The organism is Undibacterium sp. JH2W (genome assembly GCF_049340425.1).
GTDB lineage: Bacteria > Pseudomonadota > Gammaproteobacteria > Burkholderiales > Burkholderiaceae_D > Undibacterium.
Genome location: NZ_JBMPOT010000026.1, coordinates 37,138 through 58,387 on the forward strand (window position 1 = coordinate 37,138; position 21,250 = coordinate 58,387).

The 21,250-nt window shown below is 52.0% G+C and carries 22 protein-coding genes and 1 riboswitch; of the genes, 12 read left to right on the forward strand and 10 right to left on the reverse strand.

Annotated features, from left to right (window positions below; translation table 11 throughout):
- Together ACO0LC_RS26615 and ACO0LC_RS26620 are read left to right on the forward strand one after the other, a co-directional pair.
- Nucleotides 1-2,286, forward strand: coding sequence for a penicillin-binding protein 1A (locus ACO0LC_RS26615; protein WP_423008871.1), 2,286 nt, complete (start codon nt 1-3; stop codon nt 2,284-2,286).
- A 382-nt stretch (nt 2,287-2,668) separates the two neighbouring features.
- A complete protein-coding gene (locus ACO0LC_RS26620) occupies nt 2,669-3,172 on the forward strand; it encodes a GIY-YIG nuclease family protein (RefSeq protein ID WP_423008873.1) in 504 nt (167 codons plus the stop codon).
- A 26-nt stretch (nt 3,173-3,198) separates the two neighbouring features.
- Here the strand turns inward: ACO0LC_RS26620 and metC are convergent, their stop codons facing one another.
- Nucleotides 3,199-4,425 (reverse strand): cystathionine beta-lyase, encoded by a 1,227-nt coding sequence (gene metC / locus ACO0LC_RS26625; RefSeq protein ID WP_423008875.1) that lies wholly within the window; start codon nt 4,423-4,425, stop codon nt 3,199-3,201.
- Between the two features lie 176 nt (nt 4,426-4,601).
- Here metC and ACO0LC_RS26630 point away from each other — a divergent pair, with 176 nt between their 5' ends.
- Nucleotides 4,602-5,081 (forward strand): Lrp/AsnC family transcriptional regulator, encoded by a 480-nt coding sequence (locus ACO0LC_RS26630; RefSeq protein WP_423008877.1) that lies wholly within the window; start codon nt 4,602-4,604, stop codon nt 5,079-5,081.
- Nucleotides 5,082-5,178: 97 nt separating this feature from the next.
- Here the strand turns inward: ACO0LC_RS26630 and ACO0LC_RS26635 are convergent, their stop codons facing one another.
- Nucleotides 5,179-5,961 (reverse strand): MBL fold metallo-hydrolase, encoded by a 783-nt coding sequence (locus ACO0LC_RS26635; RefSeq protein WP_423008879.1) that lies wholly within the window; start codon nt 5,959-5,961, stop codon nt 5,179-5,181.
- A 213-nt stretch (nt 5,962-6,174) separates the two neighbouring features.
- Here ACO0LC_RS26635 and ACO0LC_RS26640 point away from each other — a divergent pair, with 213 nt between their 5' ends.
- The gene (locus ACO0LC_RS26640; RefSeq protein WP_423008915.1) at nt 6,175-7,077 is read left to right on the forward strand and encodes an AEC family transporter; all 903 of its coding nucleotides are present in this window, start codon (nt 6,175-6,177) and stop codon (nt 7,075-7,077) included.
- Between the two features lie 6 nt (nt 7,078-7,083).
- On the opposite strand, the gene ACO0LC_RS26645 is transcribed toward ACO0LC_RS26640, so the two are convergent.
- From ACO0LC_RS26645 to ACO0LC_RS26675, 7 genes are all read right to left on the reverse strand, one after another.
- Nucleotides 7,084-7,542 carry a DUF3592 domain-containing protein gene (locus ACO0LC_RS26645; RefSeq protein ID WP_423008881.1) on the reverse strand — a complete coding sequence of 153 codons (459 nt, stop codon included), beginning with the start codon at nt 7,540-7,542 and terminating at the stop codon, nt 7,084-7,086.
- Between the two features lie 47 nt (nt 7,543-7,589).
- On the reverse strand, nt 7,590-8,417 hold the full coding sequence (metF, locus tag ACO0LC_RS26650) for a methylenetetrahydrofolate reductase [NAD(P)H] (protein ID WP_423008883.1): 828 nt from the start codon (nt 8,415-8,417) through the stop codon (nt 7,590-7,592).
- On the reverse strand, nt 8,404-8,763 hold the full coding sequence (locus tag ACO0LC_RS26655; protein ID WP_423008885.1) for a phage holin family protein: 360 nt from the start codon (nt 8,761-8,763) through the stop codon (nt 8,404-8,406). The genes metF and ACO0LC_RS26655 overlap by 14 nt, the downstream gene beginning before the upstream one ends.
- Before the next feature lie 112 nt (nt 8,764-8,875).
- Complete coding sequence (gene ahcY / locus ACO0LC_RS26660; protein WP_423008887.1) at nt 8,876-10,300, reverse strand: adenosylhomocysteinase; 1,425 nt, start codon at nt 10,298-10,300, stop codon at nt 8,876-8,878.
- Between the two features lie 25 nt (nt 10,301-10,325).
- Nucleotides 10,326-10,400: riboswitch (S-adenosyl-L-homocysteine riboswitch) on the reverse strand.
- 83 nt (nt 10,401-10,483) lie between these two features.
- Nucleotides 10,484-10,954: a GNAT family N-acetyltransferase gene (locus tag ACO0LC_RS26665; protein ID WP_423008889.1), complete on the reverse strand. Its 471-nt coding sequence runs from the start codon at nt 10,952-10,954 to the stop codon at nt 10,484-10,486.
- Between the two features lie 23 nt (nt 10,955-10,977).
- Complete coding sequence (locus ACO0LC_RS26670; RefSeq protein WP_423008891.1) at nt 10,978-11,520, reverse strand: adenine phosphoribosyltransferase; 543 nt, start codon at nt 11,518-11,520, stop codon at nt 10,978-10,980.
- Nucleotides 11,521-11,553: 33 nt separating this feature from the next.
- A complete protein-coding gene (locus ACO0LC_RS26675; protein ID WP_423008893.1) occupies nt 11,554-13,536 on the reverse strand; it encodes a monovalent cation:proton antiporter-2 (CPA2) family protein in 1,983 nt (660 codons plus the stop codon).
- A gap of 113 nt (nt 13,537-13,649) precedes the next feature.
- On the opposite strand from ACO0LC_RS26675, the gene ACO0LC_RS26680 reads away from it, so the two are divergent.
- From ACO0LC_RS26680 to ACO0LC_RS26715, 8 genes are all read left to right on the forward strand, one after another.
- Nucleotides 13,650-14,690, forward strand: coding sequence for a KpsF/GutQ family sugar-phosphate isomerase (locus ACO0LC_RS26680; RefSeq protein ID WP_423008895.1), 1,041 nt, complete (start codon nt 13,650-13,652; stop codon nt 14,688-14,690).
- Complete coding sequence (locus ACO0LC_RS26685; protein ID WP_423008897.1) at nt 14,690-15,220, forward strand: KdsC family phosphatase; 531 nt, start codon at nt 14,690-14,692, stop codon at nt 15,218-15,220. The genes ACO0LC_RS26680 and ACO0LC_RS26685 overlap by 1 nt, the downstream gene beginning before the upstream one ends.
- Nucleotides 15,217-15,861 (forward strand): LPS export ABC transporter periplasmic protein LptC, encoded by a 645-nt coding sequence (gene lptC, locus ACO0LC_RS26690; protein ID WP_423008899.1) that lies wholly within the window; start codon nt 15,217-15,219, stop codon nt 15,859-15,861. Before ACO0LC_RS26685 ends, lptC begins: the two co-directional genes overlap by 4 nt.
- Nucleotides 15,862-15,881: 20 nt before the next feature.
- A complete protein-coding gene (gene lptA, locus ACO0LC_RS26695) occupies nt 15,882-16,445 on the forward strand; it encodes a lipopolysaccharide transport periplasmic protein LptA (protein ID WP_423008901.1) in 564 nt (187 codons plus the stop codon).
- 1 nt (nt 16,446) lies between these two features.
- Nucleotides 16,447-17,202 (forward strand): LPS export ABC transporter ATP-binding protein, encoded by a 756-nt coding sequence (gene lptB, locus ACO0LC_RS26700; RefSeq protein WP_423008903.1) that lies wholly within the window; start codon nt 16,447-16,449, stop codon nt 17,200-17,202.
- Nucleotides 17,203-17,213: 11 nt separating this feature from the next.
- Nucleotides 17,214-18,704, forward strand: coding sequence for an RNA polymerase factor sigma-54 (locus ACO0LC_RS26705; protein ID WP_423008905.1), 1,491 nt, complete (start codon nt 17,214-17,216; stop codon nt 18,702-18,704).
- Between the two features lie 107 nt (nt 18,705-18,811).
- Nucleotides 18,812-19,159, forward strand: a complete 348-nt coding sequence (gene hpf / locus ACO0LC_RS26710; RefSeq protein WP_422948895.1) for a ribosome hibernation-promoting factor, HPF/YfiA family — start codon at nt 18,812-18,814, stop codon at nt 19,157-19,159.
- A 645-nt stretch (nt 19,160-19,804) separates the two neighbouring features.
- Nucleotides 19,805-20,899 (forward strand): enoyl-CoA hydratase/isomerase family protein, encoded by a 1,095-nt coding sequence (locus tag ACO0LC_RS26715; protein ID WP_423008917.1) that lies wholly within the window; start codon nt 19,805-19,807, stop codon nt 20,897-20,899.
- Nucleotides 20,900-20,930: 31 nt separating this feature from the next.
- On the opposite strand, the gene ACO0LC_RS26720 is transcribed toward ACO0LC_RS26715, so the two are convergent.
- Complete coding sequence (locus ACO0LC_RS26720) at nt 20,931-21,185, reverse strand: hypothetical protein (RefSeq protein WP_423008907.1); 255 nt, start codon at nt 21,183-21,185, stop codon at nt 20,931-20,933.
- Between the last annotated feature and the right edge of the window lie 65 nt (nt 21,186-21,250).

Below are 21,250 nucleotides of genomic sequence, written 5' to 3' on the forward strand. Positions count from 1 at the left end.
ATGAAGAAGTGGATAGCATTTGGCATCAGTGTCAGTCTCACCCTGTTTTTGGCAGGCCTGGCCTTTGTGTATTTGGTGGTGGCACCGGGTCTGCCTACCCTGGAAGCTGTGACGGATTACCGTCCCAAAATCCCGCTGCGCATCTATACCGCAGACAATGCCCTGATCGGTGAATTTGGTGAAGAGCACCGTGACTTTGTGCCTATCAAGCAAATCCCGGCAGTCATGAAAAACGCCCTGCTGTCGATAGAAGATGCACGCTTTTACGAACATGGCGGTATTTCATTCATAGGTGCAGGCCGCGCCATTCTGGCTGACTTGCGCGGTGGTTTTCATCAAGGTGCATCAACCATCACCATGCAGGTCGCACGCAATTTTTTCCTCTCAAATGAAAAATCATTGCCGCGCAAATTGAAAGAGATCCTGCTGACTTACCGTATAGAAGATGCACTCAGCAAGGACCAGATACTGGAACTGTATATGAACCAGATTTTCCTGGGTCAGCGCAGTCATGGTTTCTCCAGTGCTGCCAAGACTTACTTTGGCAAATCGCTTGATCAACTGTCCCTGGCAGAAGCAGCCATGCTGGCAGGTGTACCACAAAACCCGGTGCGACATAACCCCGCCGTGAATTTTGAAAAAACCAAGCAAAGACAATTGCTGGTCTTGAAGAGCATGGTCAGGAATGGTTTCATCACCGAAGCACAAATGGAAGTCGCTGCCAAGGAAGAAATCAAGGTCGTCAAAGGTCAGCAATTCGATGCCCATGCTGACTATGTCGCCGAGATGGTACGCCAAAGTATTTTTGCGCAATATAAGGAAGACACCTATACCAAGGGCATCAAGGTCTACACCACCATCAACAAGGCTGAGCAAGAAGCTGCCTATGAGGCCGTACGCCGCAATGTCATGGCCTATGACCAGCGACATGGTTATCGCGGGCCGGAAGCCTTTATAGAGCTGCCTGCGGATGAAGATGAACGCGACGATGCGATTGATGAGATTTTGCGCAAACACCCTGACAATGACAGGCTGCAATCTGCCGTCGTCATCCAGGCCAGTGGCAAGCTTATCAAGGCTGAACTGCAATCTGGCGAGGGCATAGAGATTTCTGGCGAAGGCTTGCGCTTCGCTGCTGCGGCATTGTCAGACAAGGCCAAGGTCGGCATGAAGATACGCCCGGGAGCCGTGATACGCGTGATACAGGATAATAAAAAACACTGGGGCATTACCCAGATGCCTGAAGTCGAGGGTGCTTTTGTCGCCATGAATGCAGAAGATGGCGCTTTCCATGCCTTGGTGGGCGGTTTTGACTACAACCGCAAGAAATTCAATCATGTCACCAGCGCCTGGCGTCAGCCTGGCTCCAGTATCAAGCCCTTTATCTATTCTGCTGCACTGGAAAAAGGCTTTTATCCCGGCACCCTGATCAATGACGTACAACTCTCGGAAACCTCGGACAATGACCTGCGCTGGGACCCGCGCAATGATGATGGCAAATATGACGGCCCCATCAGCATGCGCAGGGCTTTGGCGCAATCCAAGAATGTGGTATCGGTCAGGATATTGAAGGCCATCGGTGTTGACCATGCCAAGACCTGGTTGCCACGCTTTGGTTTTGACAAGGACAAGCACCAGGCCAACCTGACCATGGCCCTGGGTACGGGCTCGGTGACGCCTCTGCAACTGACTTCCGCCTATGCGGTATTTGCCAATGGCGGTTACTCGGTCAGCCCGTGGCTGATCAGCAAAGTGGTAGATGGCAAGGGCACGGTATTATTTGAAAACAAACCCGCCGCCAAAGCCATGGAAGAAGCACGCGTCATCGATGCCCGCAATGCCTATATCACCGATGTCATGTTGCGTGAAGTGGTGCGCAGCGGCACTGGTGCCAGCGCCAGCGTTAAACTCGGCCGCCACGACCTGGCAGGCAAGACCGGGACCACCAGCGATGCTGTCGATGGCTGGTTTGCCGGTTATGCAGGCAATGTAGTGGCCGTGGCCTGGATGGGTTATGACGACCCCAAATCCCTGGGTGGGCGCGAATTTGGTGCCACCCTGGCCCTGCCTATCTGGATAGACAGCATGCGCGTGGCACTGGCTGGCAAGCCGGAGGTGGCGCGCGCCGTGCCCGAAGGCATCAGCAATGCCGAGGGTGACTGGATGTTTAATGAGTTCTTGAATGGTGGTGGTGTACGCACCCTGGATATGGGAGATATCCCGCAGGCGACGCCAGCAACCAGCTCGACAACCACGACAGCCCCGGCTAATACATCGACACAGTAGTATGTAAAAAGCCCGCAGATCGCTCTGCGGGCAAGTATCCTGACCTTTGGAGGTAAAACTTTTCAGGACTGGCGCATGGTAGTGGCTGCAAATGACATACTCATGACAGGCATTAAAAAAAAGCCCGCTAGCTTCAGCTAGCGGGCTTGAAATCCTGACCGGGAACAAGAACAGGATGGTGGTAATTCAGTAAGACATCAGGCTTAACAAACTTTTATTGCGAATTGCTGTTTCGAATTTCTAATCCGAGCTTCTAGTCCGAATTTTTAAGCAATATCTAAGCAATAAACAGAGCACAAAGCACCCTCTTATTCCGCGCCTGAAACCAGGTACATGTTTTGTAGACTGTTCTTCATCCCTTTACAAAATGTCAGGTTAAGAGATGACTACTTCCTACCGCCCCCAGAGGACCTTGCCGCGTGAACCACAATTCATGCATGGCACGCCTGGTACTATCTACATTTTGCAAAACGATGGCTTGCGCCAGGGCTTATACAAGATCGGTGCTACCCGCCGTTCTGGCGTTTCCAAGGCCATGGAACTCAACCGTGACCAGCAGCAACTGATCCCTGGCGTCTATGAATGCGTATTCGAACTGCATACCAAGGACTGTGGTCATGCCATGGATGAAATCCTGAAACTATTCCAGCAACAGCGCCGCGGCAAACGTGGCGATGAATTCTATGAATTCGACCTTGATGCTGCCGCAGAAAAAATCGCTAATACCATCGCCACCATCAATCGCCAGGGTTTGATACGCCAGCAACAGACCCTCTCCATGATGCGTCACCTGGAACCGGATGAACCTACTACCAGCAATGCTGAAGCCTTCAGCCCACCGCCTGCCGGTATTTTCAGGAAGGCGATAGAGTGGGTGAATGGCTGAGAACCTGTTTAGCTCAGATGACTAGCTTAAATGACGGCTTTCAGATAACTACGTTCACGCACTGCTTCCTGATTCTTGCGCAAGGCCACAAAGCCTTGCTCAAGATCAGCCAATAAGTCCTGCACTGCTTCCAGGCCCACATGCAGGCGCAACATCGGTGACTGCCATTTATCCGCATTGATTGTGCGATACGATGCCGGACTGGTCGGCAAGATCAGGCTCTCGAAGCCACCCCAGCTAAAACCTATGCCGAACAAACGGGTGCGGTCTATCAAGGCGGCGACTTGCTGCTCTGTGATATCTGCACGGAAAACTGCTCCCATCAGGCCACAGGCATATTCAGGCTTGAAATCGCGTTTCCACAACTCATGGCCAGGGCTACCTGGCATGGGTGGGTACAAGACTTCCGCCACTTCTGGCTGTTCCTGCAACCAGCGTGCTACCACATGGGCACTTTCCCTGTGCGCTGCCAGACGGGCGGCCAGGGTACGCAAACCACGCAGGGCCAATGCGGCATCATCTGCACCTATGGTCATGCCCAGTTGGCGATAAGTGTCGCGGATGCGCTCTTCCAGGGCTGCTGTGGTCAGGATAGCGCCCATCAGTGCATCGGAATGGCCGACGATGTATTTGGTGGCTGCATGGATGGAGACATCAATGCCCAGATCAAATGAATCCCAGCCTATCGGTGTCGCCCAGGTGGAATCAGACACGACGACAGCGCCACGCGCATGGGCAGCAGCGGCAATGCCAGGAATGTCTTGTATTTCAAACGTCAAGGAACCTGGTGATTCCACAAACACCACCTTGGTATTAAATTGCATGAATTCTGCAATGCCACGGCCCACCAGCGGATCATAATAAGTAGTCGTGACACCAATTTTCTTGAGTAAGCCTTCGCAGAACAGGCGAGTAGGGTCATATACAGTATCAACCATCAGCAAGTGGTCACCTGGTTGCAGCAAGGCCAGCAAGGTGGTGGTGATGGCAGACAGACCAGAGGGTGTCAGCATGCAGGCGGCAGCGCCTTCAGCGGCGCACAGGGCCTGTTCCAGCGCCTGTGTGGTTTCATTGCCGTGGCGGCCATACACGCGGCGCGTACCACAGGCATTTTTCAGGGAAGCCACATCAGGGAACAACATGGTCGATGCACGTACCACGGATGGATTGACAAAGGCCGCATGATCCTTGCCCTTGCGACCGGCATGGGTCAGGCGGGTGGCAATTTGCAATGGGGTTTCGACTAAGTTCATAAAGCATCCGTTTCTGTGTTTGCTGATTTTTACCCCGGCATAGCCCATCCGTGAAAGACCTTGATTGCAGCAGGGGTAGTACAAGGCAGATGCTAACAACAGCTGGAAAGAATTTTTTACCAAATTATTTAGAAATTTATGCTATTTTTAGAAAAATATCCTACCAATTTAAAAATATGGACAAAATTGATCTAGAAATTCTGAATATTTTGCAGAAAGATGCCTCAATTGCACTGGCTGACCTGGCCCAGGCCGTGCATTTATCAGTCACCCCCTGCTGGCGGCGCGTGCAAAAACTGCAAGAAGACGGGGTCATCAAACAGCAAGTCACGCTGTGTGACCCGGTCAAGCTCAACCTGGGCCTGACAGTCATGGTGGCACTCAAGGCAGCCCAGCATAATGAGAAGTGGATGCAGCGCTTTATTGCCGGTGTCAGCGCGATTCCTGAAATCGTCGAAATCTTGCGCATGAGTGGCGAGATCGACTATCTGTTGAAAGTCTATGTGCCAGACATGGCAGGCTTTGACCAGGTGTATAAAAAGCTGGTGAAAGTAGCTGACCTGCAGGATGTCAGTTCCAGCTTTGTGATGGAAGTCATCAAGAACACCACGGCCCTGCCGCTCAATTATGCGGTGTTGAAAAGTGGTAGAGCCTAGAGTGCATTTTCTCGTAGGAGCGGCTTCAGCCGCGAACATTCTTGCCGTATCATGCATTCGCGGCTGAAGCCGCTCCTACAAAAGACAAGCCGTTTGCTTATCCACGGAAACGGTAGTGTTCCTGCGTAAACAAGTCTATGCCGCATTGCAGGTTTTCTATCCAGTCGAGAAAGGCTGTGATTGCTTCACGCCCCTGGAAGTAGCGGCCATGTTGCGGCACCAGCATATCCACATCCATCTTCCTGACCATGTTCGCCCACAGGCGGCAGACTTTATTGGACACCATATAGCGCTTGTGAAAACCGCTCATGGTATGCACATGATCGAGGAATTGTGCCCTGGTGGTGATGGCTGTTTCTATGTCATGGGCATCAACCATGGATGCCCCCACATCGCCAGAAAACAGGATTTTTGATTTACTGTCGTAGAACTGGAAATTGCCTTCTGCATGCAGGAAATGCGCAGGCACGGCGTGGATGATGGTATCGCGCAAACGCACAGGCATGCCTTCATCGGGGATGCCGACGATGCGACCTTCGGCACGATTCAGATTACAAAAATGGGGGACAAAGCGTGACCATAATTTGGAGACATACAGATCGCAATTGGTACCCATCAACCATTTGTCGAGTGCACCTATGATGTCCGGGTCCTGGTGCGATGCGAACAGATATTTGAGGTCTTTCTTGGGCAAATATTTGTGCAGGCTCACCAGCAGCGCGTTATAGGTCAGATTGCCAGAAGGGTCTATCAAAGCGCCCTCACCGTCAGAAACGACAAGGAACTGGTTGGCCTGGACGGCATGGTCTGCAGTGTCATCGAGCAGATCATTGAACATCACGCAGATGTGTTTGCCGTCATTAAAAAGTTCTATCGCCAATTGAGCCCCGCTTACCATGAATGTGAAATGATATTGTAGAAAAACTGGCAAAGCCGCTCTTGACATGGATCAAGAATAGCTAAAGCTGCTGGCTAATTCCCTTCACATGAAATCTTGTCATCCGTGTTTTCTGCTATAGCCCAAAGACTACAAAGCGACTAGACTCTTGTGAGCAGAAGTAAACCTATCCCCATTTTTCTGGCAAGTGCACGCATGATAGAACGCATACTATCCATCATCCTTCCTGTGTTCATTATCATAGGACTGGGTTACGCCTATGCCAGGCGCAAGGGACCTGCGGCTGCTGCGGACATGGTTTCAGTCAACCGCATCAGCATGGATGTGCTCTGCCCCTTGCTGATTTTTACCGCACTGGCGGGCAAGGATTTTGACGTGACCCGCAACCTGTGGCTGATACTGGCAGGGATTCTCATCGCCCTGGGTTCGGGTTTGCTGGCATGGCCAGTGGCGCGCCTGCTGGGCTATGATGCGCGCAGCTTCGTGCCACCGATGATGTATAACAATTGCGGCAATATGGGCCTGCCACTGGCGGCACTGGCCTTTGGTACCAGCGGCCTGTCGGCTGCGGTGGCCTTATTCATGGCTTGCAACCTGGTGTATTTCACGGTCGGTATACGCATCATCCAGCATGGGCATCCTGATCATAAGGATAATCCATGGCGTTTTTTGCTGAGTCCGATGATGCTGGCGATGGCGGCAGGCATGCTGTTTGCCATTCTGCATATTCCTCTGCAGCCCACCTTATTCCTGGCTTTGAAAATGACGGGCGATGCCTGCATACCCATCATGTTGTTTGCGCTGGGCGTGCGTATGCTGGACATCAATTTCGCCAGCTGGCGCATAGGCATGGCGGGTGCCATCGTTTGCCCTCTCGCTGGTTTGCTGGTGGCTGGGATACTGGAATTTATCTTGCCGCTGACAGCCACACAACGCGGCCAGATGTATCTGTTTGCAGCACTGCCACCAGCAGTATTTTGCTTCATGGTGGCGGAGCAATACAAACAGGAACCAGACAAGGTGGCTTCGATAGTCTTGCTCGGCAATGCCGCCGCTGTGCTATTCGTGCCGCTGGGTTTGTGGCTGGGTTTGCGCTAGCTATGGCTACCTATATTGCCACAACCAAGCAGTCAGTGAAAAGAATAGCAATGCCAGGATGAGGCCGCCATAGGTAAAACGATTAAACCCGGGGATCAGCACGCTGGTACCCGGCCGCTCTGGATGATAATACACTTTCACTGCAGCCCCGGCGGAAAACCTGGCAACGATATTGCGGGCAACACCTAGCGATGGTTCGCCACCGTAATATGCCCGCATCCCTTCATACCTGGCTCCGTTCAGGGTATATACGTATTGAATCCGCCACGTCCAGTTGGGCCCCTCCTTATATCCACTCAGCCGTGAAAAACGCTGCACCCTGGCATCCACTATTTCCCCCTCAGTCGCAGGCCATGAGCTGCTGCGCCATGCTCCCCACAGGTCGCGCGCGCCCAGGGCCAAAGCAAGCAAACCAAACAACGTCAACAGCAGGCAGGCAACTTGAGGGAAAGAATCAAAATTCATACATGCACTAGTGGATACCCTTAGAGGAGGCTAAGACTGAGGCTATATTAAACCAGTCTTTGCCAGATTGCTGTCGTTGCTGCCGCCTGGTTCAGGGAATAGAAATGCAGGCCAGGCGCACCACCAGCCAACAGGCGTTCGCACATGGCCGTCACCACATCCAGGCCAAAGGCTTTGATGGAGGCAGTATCGTCGCCATAACTGGCCAGCTTGAGGCGTATCCAGCGCGGGATTTCTGCGCCGCACATTTCAGAGAAACGCTGTAGCTGTGTGCTATTGGTGATAGGCATGATGCCTGCCACGATAGGTGCTGTCACGCCTGCCTTGCGCGCTTCTTCAGTAAAGCGGAAGTAGGCATCGGCATTATAAAAATACTGGGTGATGGCAGCATTGGCACCGGCATTCATCTTGCGCACGAAGCTGTTCAAATCATCTTGCGGTGAACGTGCCTGGGGATGCATTTCAGGATAGGCCGCCACTTCGATATGGAACCAGTCACCGGTTTCGGCACGGATGAATTCCACCAGCTCATTGGCATAACGGAATTCACCGCCCATGCCATAACCGCTGGGTAAGTCACCACGCAAAGCGACCAGGCGGCGGATATCATTAGCCTTGAAATCATTCAGGATAGCTCGTATGGATGCGCGAGTACCACCCACGCATGACAGATGCGGCGCGGCATCGTGGCCTTCGCGGCGTATCTCGGTCACGGTATCGAGCGTACCCTGCTGGGTAGTGCCACCAGCACCAAAAGTGACAGAGAAATATTTGGGTTTGAGTTCGGCCAGTTTGGCTCTTGTTGCACGCAGCTTTTCCGTGCCTTCCGCCGTTTTTGGCGGGAAAAATTCTATGCTGAAATCAGGCATTTTCATCTTTTTTCTGCTGCAATAATAAGGTCGAGAGTGCCCAGGAGATCACGCTGTACAACAAAGCGCCACCAACTGCAGCCCAGAAACCAGTGACATGGAAACCATCCACCATATTGGCCACTGCCCAGAACATCAGACCATTAATGATGAAGATGAACAAGCCCAGGCTCAATACTGTTGCAGGCAAAGTCAGTATCAAGACGATGGGGCGGATGATGGTGTTGACCAGGCCCAGCACTACAGCCACGACCAGTGCGGTGCCGAAGCTATCGATTTGTACTGAGGAAATCAAATAAGGGATAGCCAGCAAAGCCAGCGCATTGACCAACCAGGTTGCCAGTAAACGCATACATGCTCCTGTTGTAGAGGGATGAAGCTGTAGCCACAAGATACAGCTTCATTGCACACCTGTCCAAGTCTCCAAGCTTCAAACTGCAAACCCGGACAGGCGCTATAGTGGATTAATAACGGTAGTGATCTGGCTTGTAAGGGCCGTTTTGATTCACACCTATATAGGCAGCCTGTTCGTCTGTCAGCACGCTCAATTGTGCATTGAGTTTTTTCAATTGCAGACGCGCGACTTTTTCATCCAGGTGTTTAGGCAGAGTGTAGACGCCGACTGGATATTTCGCTGTATTGGCAAACAATTCGATTTGCGCAATAGTCTGGTTGGCGAAAGAAGAACTCATGACATAGGATGGGTGACCAGTACCGCAACCCAGGTTGACCAGACGGCCTTCTGCCAGCAGGATGATGCGTTTGCCGTCAGGGAAAATCACGTGGTCAACTTGTGGCTTGATGTTTTCCCAGGTGTATTGCTTCAATGCGGCGACGTCGATTTCATTATCGAAGTGACCGATGTTGCAAACGATGGCCTGGTCTTTCATCTTCAGCATGTGTGCATGGCTGATGACATGGTAGTTACCTGTTGTCGTCACGAAAATGTCGCCATGTTCAGCAGCGTATTCCATGGTCACGACGCGGTAGCCTTCCATCGCTGCCTGCAATGCGCAGATAGGATCGATTTCAGTTACCCATACTTGTGCAGACAAAGCACGCATGGCTTGCGCAGAACCCTTGCCTACATCACCGTAACCGGCGATAACGGCGACCTTGCCAGCGATCATGACGTCAGTTGCACGCTTGATGCCATCGACCAGGGATTCGCGGCAACCATACAGGTTGTCGAACTTGGACTTGGTGACGGAATCATTGACGTTGATAGCCGGGAAAGCCAGTTTGCCATCTTTGTGCATCTGGTACAGACGATGTACACCTGTCGTTGTTTCTTCTGTCACGCCCTTGATTTCTGCCAGACGTTTGGAGTACCAGGTACCATCAATCGCCAGGTGTTTTTTGATCGCATTGAACAGGCAGATTTCTTCTTCTGAACCTGGATTGGCCAATACAGAAATATCTGTTTCAGCACGTGTACCCAGATGCAGCAACAAGGTGGCATCGCCGCCATCGTCAAGGATCATGTTGGAATAGCCGCCGTCTTTCCATTCGAAAATGCGGTGGGTGAAATCCCAGTATTCATCCAGGTTTTCGCCTTTGAAAGCAAACACTGGTGTGCCGCCAGCAGCAATCGCCGCGGCTGCGTGATCTTGTGTGGAGTAGATATTGCAAGATGCCCAGCGCACTTCTGCACCCAGGGCCAGCAGTGTTTCGATGAGCACAGCAGTCTGGATAGTCATGTGCAGGGAACCGGTGATACGCGCACCCTTCAGAGGCTGGGTAGCCGCGAATTCTTCACGGATCGCCATCAGGCCTGGCATTTCTGTTTCTGCAATGCGGATTTCCTTGCGGCCCCAGTCAGCCAGACTCAGGTCAGCAACGAAAAAATCTTGGGAAGTATTGGATGTGTTTGTTACGACGGCGTTCATCACGCCCTCCTTTCTGATGAAAAAAGTAACGTGAGCGCGGTTATGGATATCCCAAGCCTGGCAAAAACTCGTAGTTTTCGTCGCAACGCTCCTTGGAAGATTTGAAGTATAGCGCAGCTCAGGCATTTTTGCTGATTTCTTGCATTATCAAATAAATAAGCAAAGAAATCAGCAAAATCGCTGTCAGGGCTGGTTTTGCGGATGACTCAGTTGCTTTTCAAAGCAGACGGCCTCTGCCTTGCCTACATATTTGCCAAAATTGGGAATACGGTGATAACCGTGTTTTTCATAAAACGCAACAGCGCGCTGGTTGACCAGGCGGGTTTCCAGACGCAGCTTGTGGTAACCATATTCTTTGGCGGCATTTTCCAGATGTGTCAATACGGCAAGACCCACGCCTGCGACCTGGGCATACATACGCTTGACTTCTGCCACGCCTTCGCCCATGGGGCGGAAAGCGCCGCAGCCTATCGCCTTGCCTTCCGTATTACGTGCCAGCACGAATAGCGCACCAGGCACACGCACATCCTCTGCATCAAAGGATGAACGCCCGCAGCTACCAGTGATGGCAGCCAGGCGGACAGACAGTTCATCCAACAAAACCGCAGCCTCAGGCAAGCCTGGGTCTGCTGCGGCGATATAAAACTCATACATGCGAGTGAGCACCTGCCAGCCTGTCAATGCCCGTCGAAATTACAGACGGTAAACAGGAGCAAGCCGCTGTCCTGGATGATTTTTGAACCGCCCAGTTCAGGCAAATCTACAATGACGGCACCCTCTACTACGGTTGCGCCCAGACGCTCGAGCAATTTCTTGCCTGCCATCATGGTACCGCCAGTGGCAATCAGGTCATCGATGAGGACGACGCGGTCGCCTTTTTTGCAGGCGTCGGAATGCAGTTCTACTGTGGCGCTGCCGTATTCCAGCTCATACTGTTCGGACACGGTATGGAAAGGCAGTTTGCCTTTCTTGCGAATAGGCACAAAACCCAGGTTCAGCTCATAGGCCACCACAGAACCGATGATGAAGCCACGTGCGTCCAGGCCAGCCACGACGTCGAGCTTTTCATCCATGTAGCGGTGCACGAACATATCGATCAGTACGCGGAATACTTTAGGATTTTGCAACAAGGGGGTAATGTCGCGGAACATCACGCCTGCTTGTGGCCAGTTTTCCACCGTGCGTATATGTTGTTTAATGTATTCGGCCGGATTCAACATCGAGCATGTCCTTCAATTTTTAAAAATAACCCGCTATTTTAACAGCCGCTGCTCTGCTCTAGCGACTGCTTCGGAAGTTCCCCTGACAACGACCACATCACCATTCTGTAAAACAATGTCATCCAGATGATCCAGCCTGACTTTGCCACGCCGGACGGCATGAATATCGACTTCAAATTCTTGCAACTTCAGATCTGCCAAATGCAATCCCAGTGCGTTGGCTCGCTCGGTCAACACCACGGTATGCAGGCGTATCTGCATGTTTTCTGGACTATCGGTTGCATCGCTGGCACCATGGAAGAAACCCCGCAAGGATTCATAGCGCGCATCCCTGGCTGCCTGCACCCTGTGCACCACGCGGCGCAAAGGCACGCCCAGCATGACCAGGGCATGGGATGCCAGCATCAGGCTGCCTTCCATGAGTTCGGGCACGACTTCCGTCGCACCGGCCGCCCGGAGTTTATCCAGGTCCACGTCATCATGGCTGCGAACGATGACAGGCAGGCTGGGGTTCATTTCATTGACGAAATGCAAAACCTTGAGGGCAGATGCAGTACTGGTATACGTCACCACCAGCGCCGAAGCGCGGTTAACACCGGCAGCCAGCAGGCTTTCTCGCCTGGCGGCATCGCCATATGAGACATTGGCACCGGCAGTTTGCGCTTCCCGCACGCGGTCGGGGTCCAGATCCAGGGCGTGATAATCTATATTTTCTTCAGCCAGGATACGTGCCAGGCTTTGGCCGCTACGACCAAAACCAGCGATGATGACATGCTTCTTGGTCGTCATGGTGCGTGCGGCGATCTGTGTCAGTGCCAGCGATTGCATCATCCATTCATTGGCAGAGAATTTCATGACAATGGCATCTGACTTGGCCAGGATGAAAGGTGAGATCAGCATGGAAATCACCATGGATGCGAGTATCAATTGCACCAGCAAGGGATCAACCAGTTGCAGACCACCCGCCTGATTCAATAAAACGAAACCAAATTCACCCGCCTGCGCCAGTCCCAAACCTGTGCGCAGGGCAACACTGGTGGAATTACCAAAAACCTTGGCCAATGCGGCAATAAGAACAAACTTCAACAAGACCGGTCCGGTCAGCAACAGCAATACCAGCCAAAAATGTTCAAATACCAGATGCACATTGAGCAGCATGCCCACGGTAATAAAGAACAAGCCCAGCAAGACATCGCGAAAGGGCTTGATATCCTCTTCCACCTGATGCCGGTATTCAGTTTCAGAAATCAGCATGCCTGCGACGAATGCCCCCAGCGCCATGGACAGGCCAGCCTTCTCGGTCAGCCAGGCAGCGCCCAGGGTAATGAACAAGAGGTTCAGCATGAACAACTCTTGCGAGCGCCGCTTGACAACGATATGAAACCAGGCGCGCATGAGCTTTTGCCCGACCACCAGCAATAACACCAGCACCAGCACAGCCTTGCCACTGGCCCAGGCCAGGGTTTGCATCAAGTCTGGCGATTTTGAAGCCAGGGCTGGCACCAGGATCAGCAGCGGCACCACAGCCAGATCCTGGAACAACAGCACACTGATGATTTGCCGCCCATGCAGGCTTTCCAATTCCAGTCTCTCTGTGAGCATTTTGGAGACGATGGCGGTGGAGGACATGGCCAGCGCGCCACCGAGAGCAAATGAGGCTTCCCAGCTGATCTGGAACAATTGCGGCAACCAGCGGCTGGCAGCCCAGCCAAATACCATGCTGGTAAAGATGGTGACCAGCACTTGCGCCATGCCAAGACCAAACACTGCCTTGCGCATGGCCATGAGTTTGGAAAGCGAGAACTCCAGCCCTATCGAAAACATCAGGAAAACCACGCCGAATTCGGCCAGTTCATGGGTGACTGCACCATCCTCGGCCACGCCAAAACCATGCGGCCCGATGAAAATACCTACCACCAGATAACCCAGCATGGGCGGTAGCTGCAACATGCGGAATGCGACCACGCCCAATACGGCAGCGGCCAACAATAATAGTGTAGTGTCTAGACCTGTCATGCTGCCTATTATTGCCGATTTATAGACCTGCCATCCTGCTTTTGGGCAAACATTATTCATTACGTTACAACTGGCAAAGTTTTTGCTTTGAGGATTTCGTTTATACTTCCGGCATGAATGAACTGAATGCACCTTTAACTTTTGAACAACAAGCCAAGGCCAGCACGGCCCTCGCTGCGCAACGCGCCCTGAAACTGGCATGTGAAACCCTGCAAATCGAGGCCGATGCCTTGCTGGCACTGCAAAAGCGCCTGGGCAATGGTGATGCTGCCGGTTTTTCCCAGGCAGTCAGCATGTTGTTGGCATGCCACGGTAGGGTCGTGGTATCTGGCATAGGCAAGTCTGGTCACATTGCCCGCAAAATAGCTGCGACCTTTGCCTCGACTGGCACGCCCTCGTTTTTTGTCCATCCGGCAGAAGCTGCGCATGGCGACCTCGGCATGGTGACTTCGCAGGATGTATTTATTGCGATTTCCTATTCCGGCGAGGCGGCGGAACTGATGTCCATCCTGCCCATCATCAAACGCCTGGGTGTGAAACTGATCGCTATGACGGGCAACCCTGAATCCAGCCTGGGCAAACTGGCGGATATTCATCTGAACCTGCATGTCGATAAAGAAGCCTGCCCGCTGAACCTGGCACCAACGGCCAGCACAACGGTCACCCTGGCGCTGGGTGATGCCCTCGCTGTGGCCGTGCTGGATGCACGTGGCTTTCGCGAAGAAGACTTTGCCCGCTCCCACCCTGGCGGCTCACTTGGCCGCCGCCTGCTGACGCATGTCAGGGATGTCATGCGGGTTGATGAAGCCATACCGCAAGTCGGCCCGGAAACCAGCCTGAAGACTGCGCTGCTGGAAATTACCAAAAAAGGCATGGCGATGACCGCCGTGGTGGATGAACAGCAGCAGGTGCTTGGTATATTCACCGACGGCGACTTGCGCCGCCTGATGGATGGCACCCGCGACTTTACCCAATTACGCATTGCCGATGTCATGAACCATAGCCCGCGTCGCATACGTCCGGAACAATTGGCGGTAGAAGCCGTCGAAGTCATGGAAACTTACCGCATCAACCAGTTACTGGTCGCCGACGACCAGGGCAAGCTGGTAGGTGCCTTACATATACATGACTTGACCAGGGCCAAGGTGATTTGATGGATATAGCGATAGCAACAACAAGGGCCAGCCAGGTCAGATTAATGATCTTTGATGTGGATGGCATACTGACCGACGGCAGCCTGTATTTTGGGCCCGAAGGTGAAATGATGAAGTGCTTTAATGTGCTGGATGGTCAGGGCATCAAGCTCTTGCAACAGGCTGGCATCATCACGGCCATCATCAGTGCGAGGCAATCAGCCATCGTCAGCAAGCGTGCCGCGGATCTGGGTATCAGCCATGTCTGCCAGGGCATTCATGACAAGAAAACTGCCTTCCTGGATTTGCTGGCAAAACTGGATATCCCTGCAGAAGCCTGTGGTTTTATCGGTGATGATGTCATCGACTTGCCCATACTGACGCGTGTGGGTTTTGCTGCCAGCGTGCCAAATGCGCATGCAGAAGTGCAACAGCGCGTGCTCTACATCACCAGGGCCAGCGGCGGCCAGGGCGCAGCACGCGAAGTTTGCGATTTCATCCTGCGAGCCCAGGGCAAATATGAACAGGCTCTACAAGCATATCTGACATGAAATCCCATTTGACCATAGACCGCTTCCGCATCTGGCTGGCCGTGATACTGCTGGGCATACTGACCCTGGGCACCATCTGGGTCATGGAAGTCATACGTCGTAATGGCGACGATGAACAAAACCGCAGCTCAGCCAGATCAGCACCGGATTACTATGTAGAGAAATTCAATTTCATCCGTTTGTCGAATAATGGCAAGGCCAATTACCATATTACTGGTGACAGCCTGGTACACCTGCCACGTAACGACAATATAGAAATCAAACATCCGCAGATCAACAGCTTTGATCAGGACCGTCCCCCCTTGCACCTGCGTGCCGACCTGGCCGTGGTATCGCAAAAATCCAATGTCATCACACCCAAGCGTGAGCATGATGAAGTGCATTTATATGACAATGTCAGCATGGAAAGGCCCGAAGGCCTGAGTTCACAATTCGTCCATGTGGAATCGGAGTATCTATTGCTGTTGCCAGATGATGATATCGTCAAGACCGATAAACCCATCACCATCACCACCGGTAAATCGACATCGACCGCAACCGGCATGCTGGCCAATAACTCTACCCAACACCTGGCCCTGTTAAGCAAAGTCCGCATCGCGCTCAAGAAGCGTGAAGCGGTGAATGCAGTTAAAACCAAATAATTGAGAAAGCGATCATTTATATGACACTTACTAAATTCGGCATTACCCATTTATTCAGCCTCGCCTGCCTGGGCCTGGTCAGTGCAACTGCATATGCAGAAAAAGCCGACAGCAACAAGGAAACCGTCATCGAAGCTGGTTATGGCGAGAGCGATGGCAAGACCAGTGTGCGCAGATTATCCAAGGGTGTCGCCCTGGTGCGTGGCACCCTGAATGTCAAGGCAGAAAATGCCGTCGTCACTGAGGCGCCAAATGGCGATCAATTTGTAGTACTGACTGGTGGCAGCAACCGCAAGGTTACATTTCGCCAAAAGCGCGATGGCGGGCCTGATCTGTGGGTAGATGGCGAAGCTGAACGTGCGGAATACAATCAAAGCACGGAAATCGTCAAATTCTTTTCCAAGGCCAAGGTACGCTATCTGGAAGGCAGTAAAGTCACCCAGGAACAGGCTGGCGAATACCTGTCTTATGACAGCAAGAACGAAGTGTTTGTAGGCACCAACTCCACCAGTGGTCAGTTTGTAGAAGGCTCGGGCAGCCTGAAAATCATCTTGCAACCAAAACCAGAAAAACAGGCTAATTAAGATGACAGCACAGTCAGGCAGCACCTTGCTGGTCAAGGGTTTGCAAAAACGTTATGGTGCACGCCAGGTCGTGCGTGATGTTTCCCTGCTATTGAAAAGTGGTGAAGTGGTGGGTTTGCTGGGGCCGAATGGCGCAGGCAAAACCACGTCTTTCTACATGATCGTCGGCCTGGTGCCTTCCGACGCTGGCGATATCATTATCGATGATGTCAATATCTCGCAATTGCCTATCCATGAGCGCGCCGTGCTCGGCCTGTCTTACCTGCCGCAGGAAGCTTCGGTGTTCCGCAAGCTGACAGTAGAAGACAATATCCGCGCAGTACTGGAATTGCAAAAAGACAGCGATGGTAAATTCCTCGGCAGCAAGAAAATCGAGCAAAGGCTGAATGCCTTACTGGCAGATTTGCAAATAGAAAAAATACGTGAGAGCCAGGCTTTGTCACTCTCAGGTGGTGAACGCCGCCGCGTCGAGATTGCCCGTGCACTGGCAACCAATCCACGCTTTGTCTTGCTGGATGAACCCTTTGCCGGTGTTGATCCTATCGCGGTCATCGAAATCCAGCGCATCGTCCGCTTCCTCAAGGAGCGTGGCATAGGCGTACTGATCACCGATCATAACGTCCGCGAAACCCTGGGTATCTGCGATCACGCTTACATCATCAATCAAGGCGCGGTACTTGCCAGTGGCAAGCCTGACGACATCATACAAAATGAATCTGTACGTCGCGTTTATCTCGGAGAACACTTCCGGATGTGACGGGAATCATCATGAAACAAAGCCTGCAACTACGTACTTCACAACATCTGGCCTTAACGCCGCAATTGCAGCAATCAATACGATTATTGCAGTTATCGACTTTGGAATTGCATCAGGAGCTGGAGACGCTGCTGACCGATAATCCCATGCTGGAACGCGTCGATGATCCACTCGACCATGCCGTGCGCCTGCTGGCCGATGGCGCCATCAATACAACGAGTACCTCGGCTGATGCAGGCATGGAAGTGCCTGCACAAAGAGAAGAAAGCGATAAATCCACCGAGCCAGCCGCCGCCGATGCCGAAACTGTCATCAGCAATGACAGCACCACTTCCAGCGAAGAAGACTGGGGCTTTGATGATGTACAGCATGGCAGCAAGTCTGGTGATGATGAAGATGGCCGCCCGCAACTGGGTGCCGCCCACATCACCCTGCGTGAACATCTGCTTGAGCAAATGCGCCTGAACCTGCGTGAGCCGCGTGACCGTGCCTTAGTCGAGCTGATGATAGATGCGCTCGACAATAACGGTTACCTGACCGAAACCCTGGATGAAATACATGCCAGTTTGCCATTGGAACTCTGTGTAGAGGCAGAAGAACTAGCCTTTGCCCTGAATATGCTGCAAAGCTTTGACCCGGCAGGTGTTGGTGCGCGCAGCCCTTCAGAATGCCTGGCCCTGCAAATCAGGCGCATGCCCAAAGTGGCTTTTGTCACGCGCAGGCTGGCGTTGCAAATTGTTGAAACACAACTGGCTTTATTTGCACAGAGAGATTTCACCAAACTCAAGAAAATCCTCGATTGCGATGATGAAGATTTGCGCGATGCACAAACCATCATACGCCTGTGCCAGCCACGGCCTGGCATTGCCTTTGCCGCCGATGAATCAGATTATGTCGTGCCAGATGTGATCGTCAGAAAATCTGGCAATGGCTGGCAAGTCATGCTGAATCAGGATGTCATGCCCAGGCTGCGAGTGAGCAGCGTGTATGCCAACATCATGAAGCAAAACCGCGGTGAAGCTGGCCTTGGTGCGCAATTGCAGGAAGCTCGCTGGCTCATCAAAAATATGCGGCAGCGCTTTGATACTATTTTGCGCGTTGCACAAGCGATAGTTGAAAGGCAACGCAATTTTTTCACCCATGGTGCTGTTGCCATGCGCCCCCTTGTTTTGCGCGAAATTGCTGATACACTAGGATTACACGAGAGCACTATCTCACGTGTGACAACCCAAAAATACATGTTGACCCCACATGGCATGTTTGAGTTGAAGTACTTTTTCGGCAGCCATGTCGCGACGGAAACAGGGGGTGAAGCATCTTCCACCGCGATACGTGCACTCATCAAGCAGTTGATAGGAGCAGAAGACCAGAAAAGCCCACTCTCTGATAGCAAAATTGCAGACATGCTGGGTGAACAGGGCATGGTAATTGCCCGACGGACAGTTGCCAAATACCGTGAAGCCCTGAAAATCCCCCCAGTCAGTTTGCGTAAATCTTTGTAAGTAGTCCTTGTAATCACGGTTTGAATTGCTATATATGATTTAGCTCAAGGCAAATAAATGCCAAGAGTGTATCGTTACAGCAAGCAACATCACTATAGGAGCACAGTATGAATCTCACCATCAGTGGACACCACGTCGAAGTAACTCCTGCAATTCGTGAATATGTACATACCAAACTAGAACGTATCAGGCGACATTTCGACCAGGTCATTGATATCGCCGTCATCCTGACGGTGGACAAGCTCCGGGAAAAGGAAAAACGACACAAAGCCGACATTAATTTGCATATCAGCGGTAAAGATATTCACGTTGAAAGCCTGGCACATGATCTATATGCAGCAATTGATGCCCTGGTAGATAAACTGGATCGTCAGGTCATCAAGCACAAAGATAAAATGCAAGACCATCAGCACGACGCCATCAAGCACATACCTGACCCGGCATCGGCTTCATAAGACCCCAGTCCTTGCCCTAACAGGGTTGTGGACATCCAAAACAAGGACGCTAAAGGCGTCCTTTTTGTTGGGTGAGTGGTTTCTTGTAGGTCTCGTTTCTGACATTTCAAATAAATTATTTACTTTTATTGCTGTTTGTCACATACGTCGCTCAACAAGCTGCGAGTTAGTTGATTCACGGCATTTGTATTAACGTCATTCCAGCGTGGGTTTGGCTGGAATCCACCGGGCTGGCGCTCCAGCGGCGTTTGTTGTATGCCATGTCGCTCGTTACAGGCGTACTTTGACTAAAACTTTTGCCCTTCGTGGATACAAGCCGGGTCTCGGCCCGGCAGCCGAAATACTTTCTTAGCGTCGCCAAAGTAAGTATTCAAAGAAAGGCGACCCAGGCGTAGCCGCCCCTGCGGGGTTCCCGTTTATTCGGTACAAAAAATGGGAACTGCGAACGTCAAAAACAACTACAACCCCAAAGTCAAACTCAACGGCAACGGCAACGGCAACGGCAACGGCAACGGCAACGGCAACGGCAACGGCAACGAGCGTGTCGCCCTTACTCTATTTCCTCATAAACATATACACCCCGTGACGCCCAAGCCTGACAAAGTTAAAATAGCAGCTTCATCCCTTACCTGCATAGTCAACATCATGAGCGAATTTGTCCTCACCTCCGTCAAAAACAATATAGGCTACATCACCCTCGACAGACCCAAAGCCTTGAACTCGCTGTCTCTCGATATGGTAAGAGCACTGACGACAACCTTGCTGACCTGGCAGGATGATCAAAGCGTGCGTGCAGTGTTCATTCACAGCAGCAGTGAGAAAGCATTTTGTGCTGGTGGTGATATTCGTTTTTTCTACGATGTGGGCACTGCCACCCCAAAAGGTGACTCGGCCTTGCTGGAAGATTTTTTCACGGAAGAATATGCCTTAAATCATTTAATCCATTTCTACCCAAAACCCTATATCGCCCTGATGAATGGCGTGGTCATGGGCGGTGGCATGGGTATCGCCCAGGCAGGGTCAGATTGCCGTTTGCGCATCGTCACTGAGCGTACCAAGATGGCCATGCCGGAAGTGAATATCGGCCTTTTCCCTGATGTAGGCGGCGGCTATTTCCTGTCGCGCACTGAGGGTGAAATTGGTACTTACCTGGGACTGACTGGCGAGATCATTACCGCCGCTGATGCCATCTATGCCGGGCTGGCAGATGTCTGCATCCCCACCACTGAAATACCAGCATTGATGAATTTGCTCAGTGAAAGCACAGCCACGGACCTGCGCGTGGCAATACGTGATTTCGCGGCAACTTTTGCAGACCGGGCAAAACCGGATACCAGCAAACTGGCAACGCAACATGCGGCCATTGATGACATCTTCGCAGGTAATAGCGTCACTACCATCAGTGAAAAACTGCAGCAAAACAGCAACGAATTCGCCCAGCAAACCCTGGCCACCATGCAAAAGCGCTCACCCTTGCTGATGTCAGTCACACTGGAACAACTGCGTCGCAGTAAAGACATGACGGTATCAGCCTGCCTGCGCATGGAAAGAAACATGGTACGCCACTGCTTCAAGCATGGTGAAGTGCTAGAAGGTGTACGCGCCCTGGTGGTAGACAAAGACAATACACCACGCTGGTCACCTGCAACTTTGGCGGAAGTAACCGTCGAACAAGTAACAGGATTCTTTGCCGAAGCCTGGCCTGCTCATGCGCATCCTTTGCGGTATTTGGAAGGGTGAAATTAATTAAAGATTTTGATCAATCACAAATTTAGCAATTTGCGCAACGGTTGTATTGACGTTGCTTTTTGAAGTTGCGGTTGCTTTTGATTTTCAGCTGTTCCCATGTGTAGCTGCCGTTTGTGCAGCACAGAAAATGGATTAAGAAGAGCCGCTGTCTGAGCGAAGCGAGTTTCGGATCTTCCCATTTTTTGTACTGCACAAACGGGAACCCCGCAGGGGCAGCTACGCCTGGGTCGCCTTCTTTGGCATACCTTTCTTGGCGACGTGTATAGAACAGGGACATAGGTTACAGGTGTATTGAGACATAGGTAACACATTTAAACGGATTTCTTTTGCGTTCGCAAATCA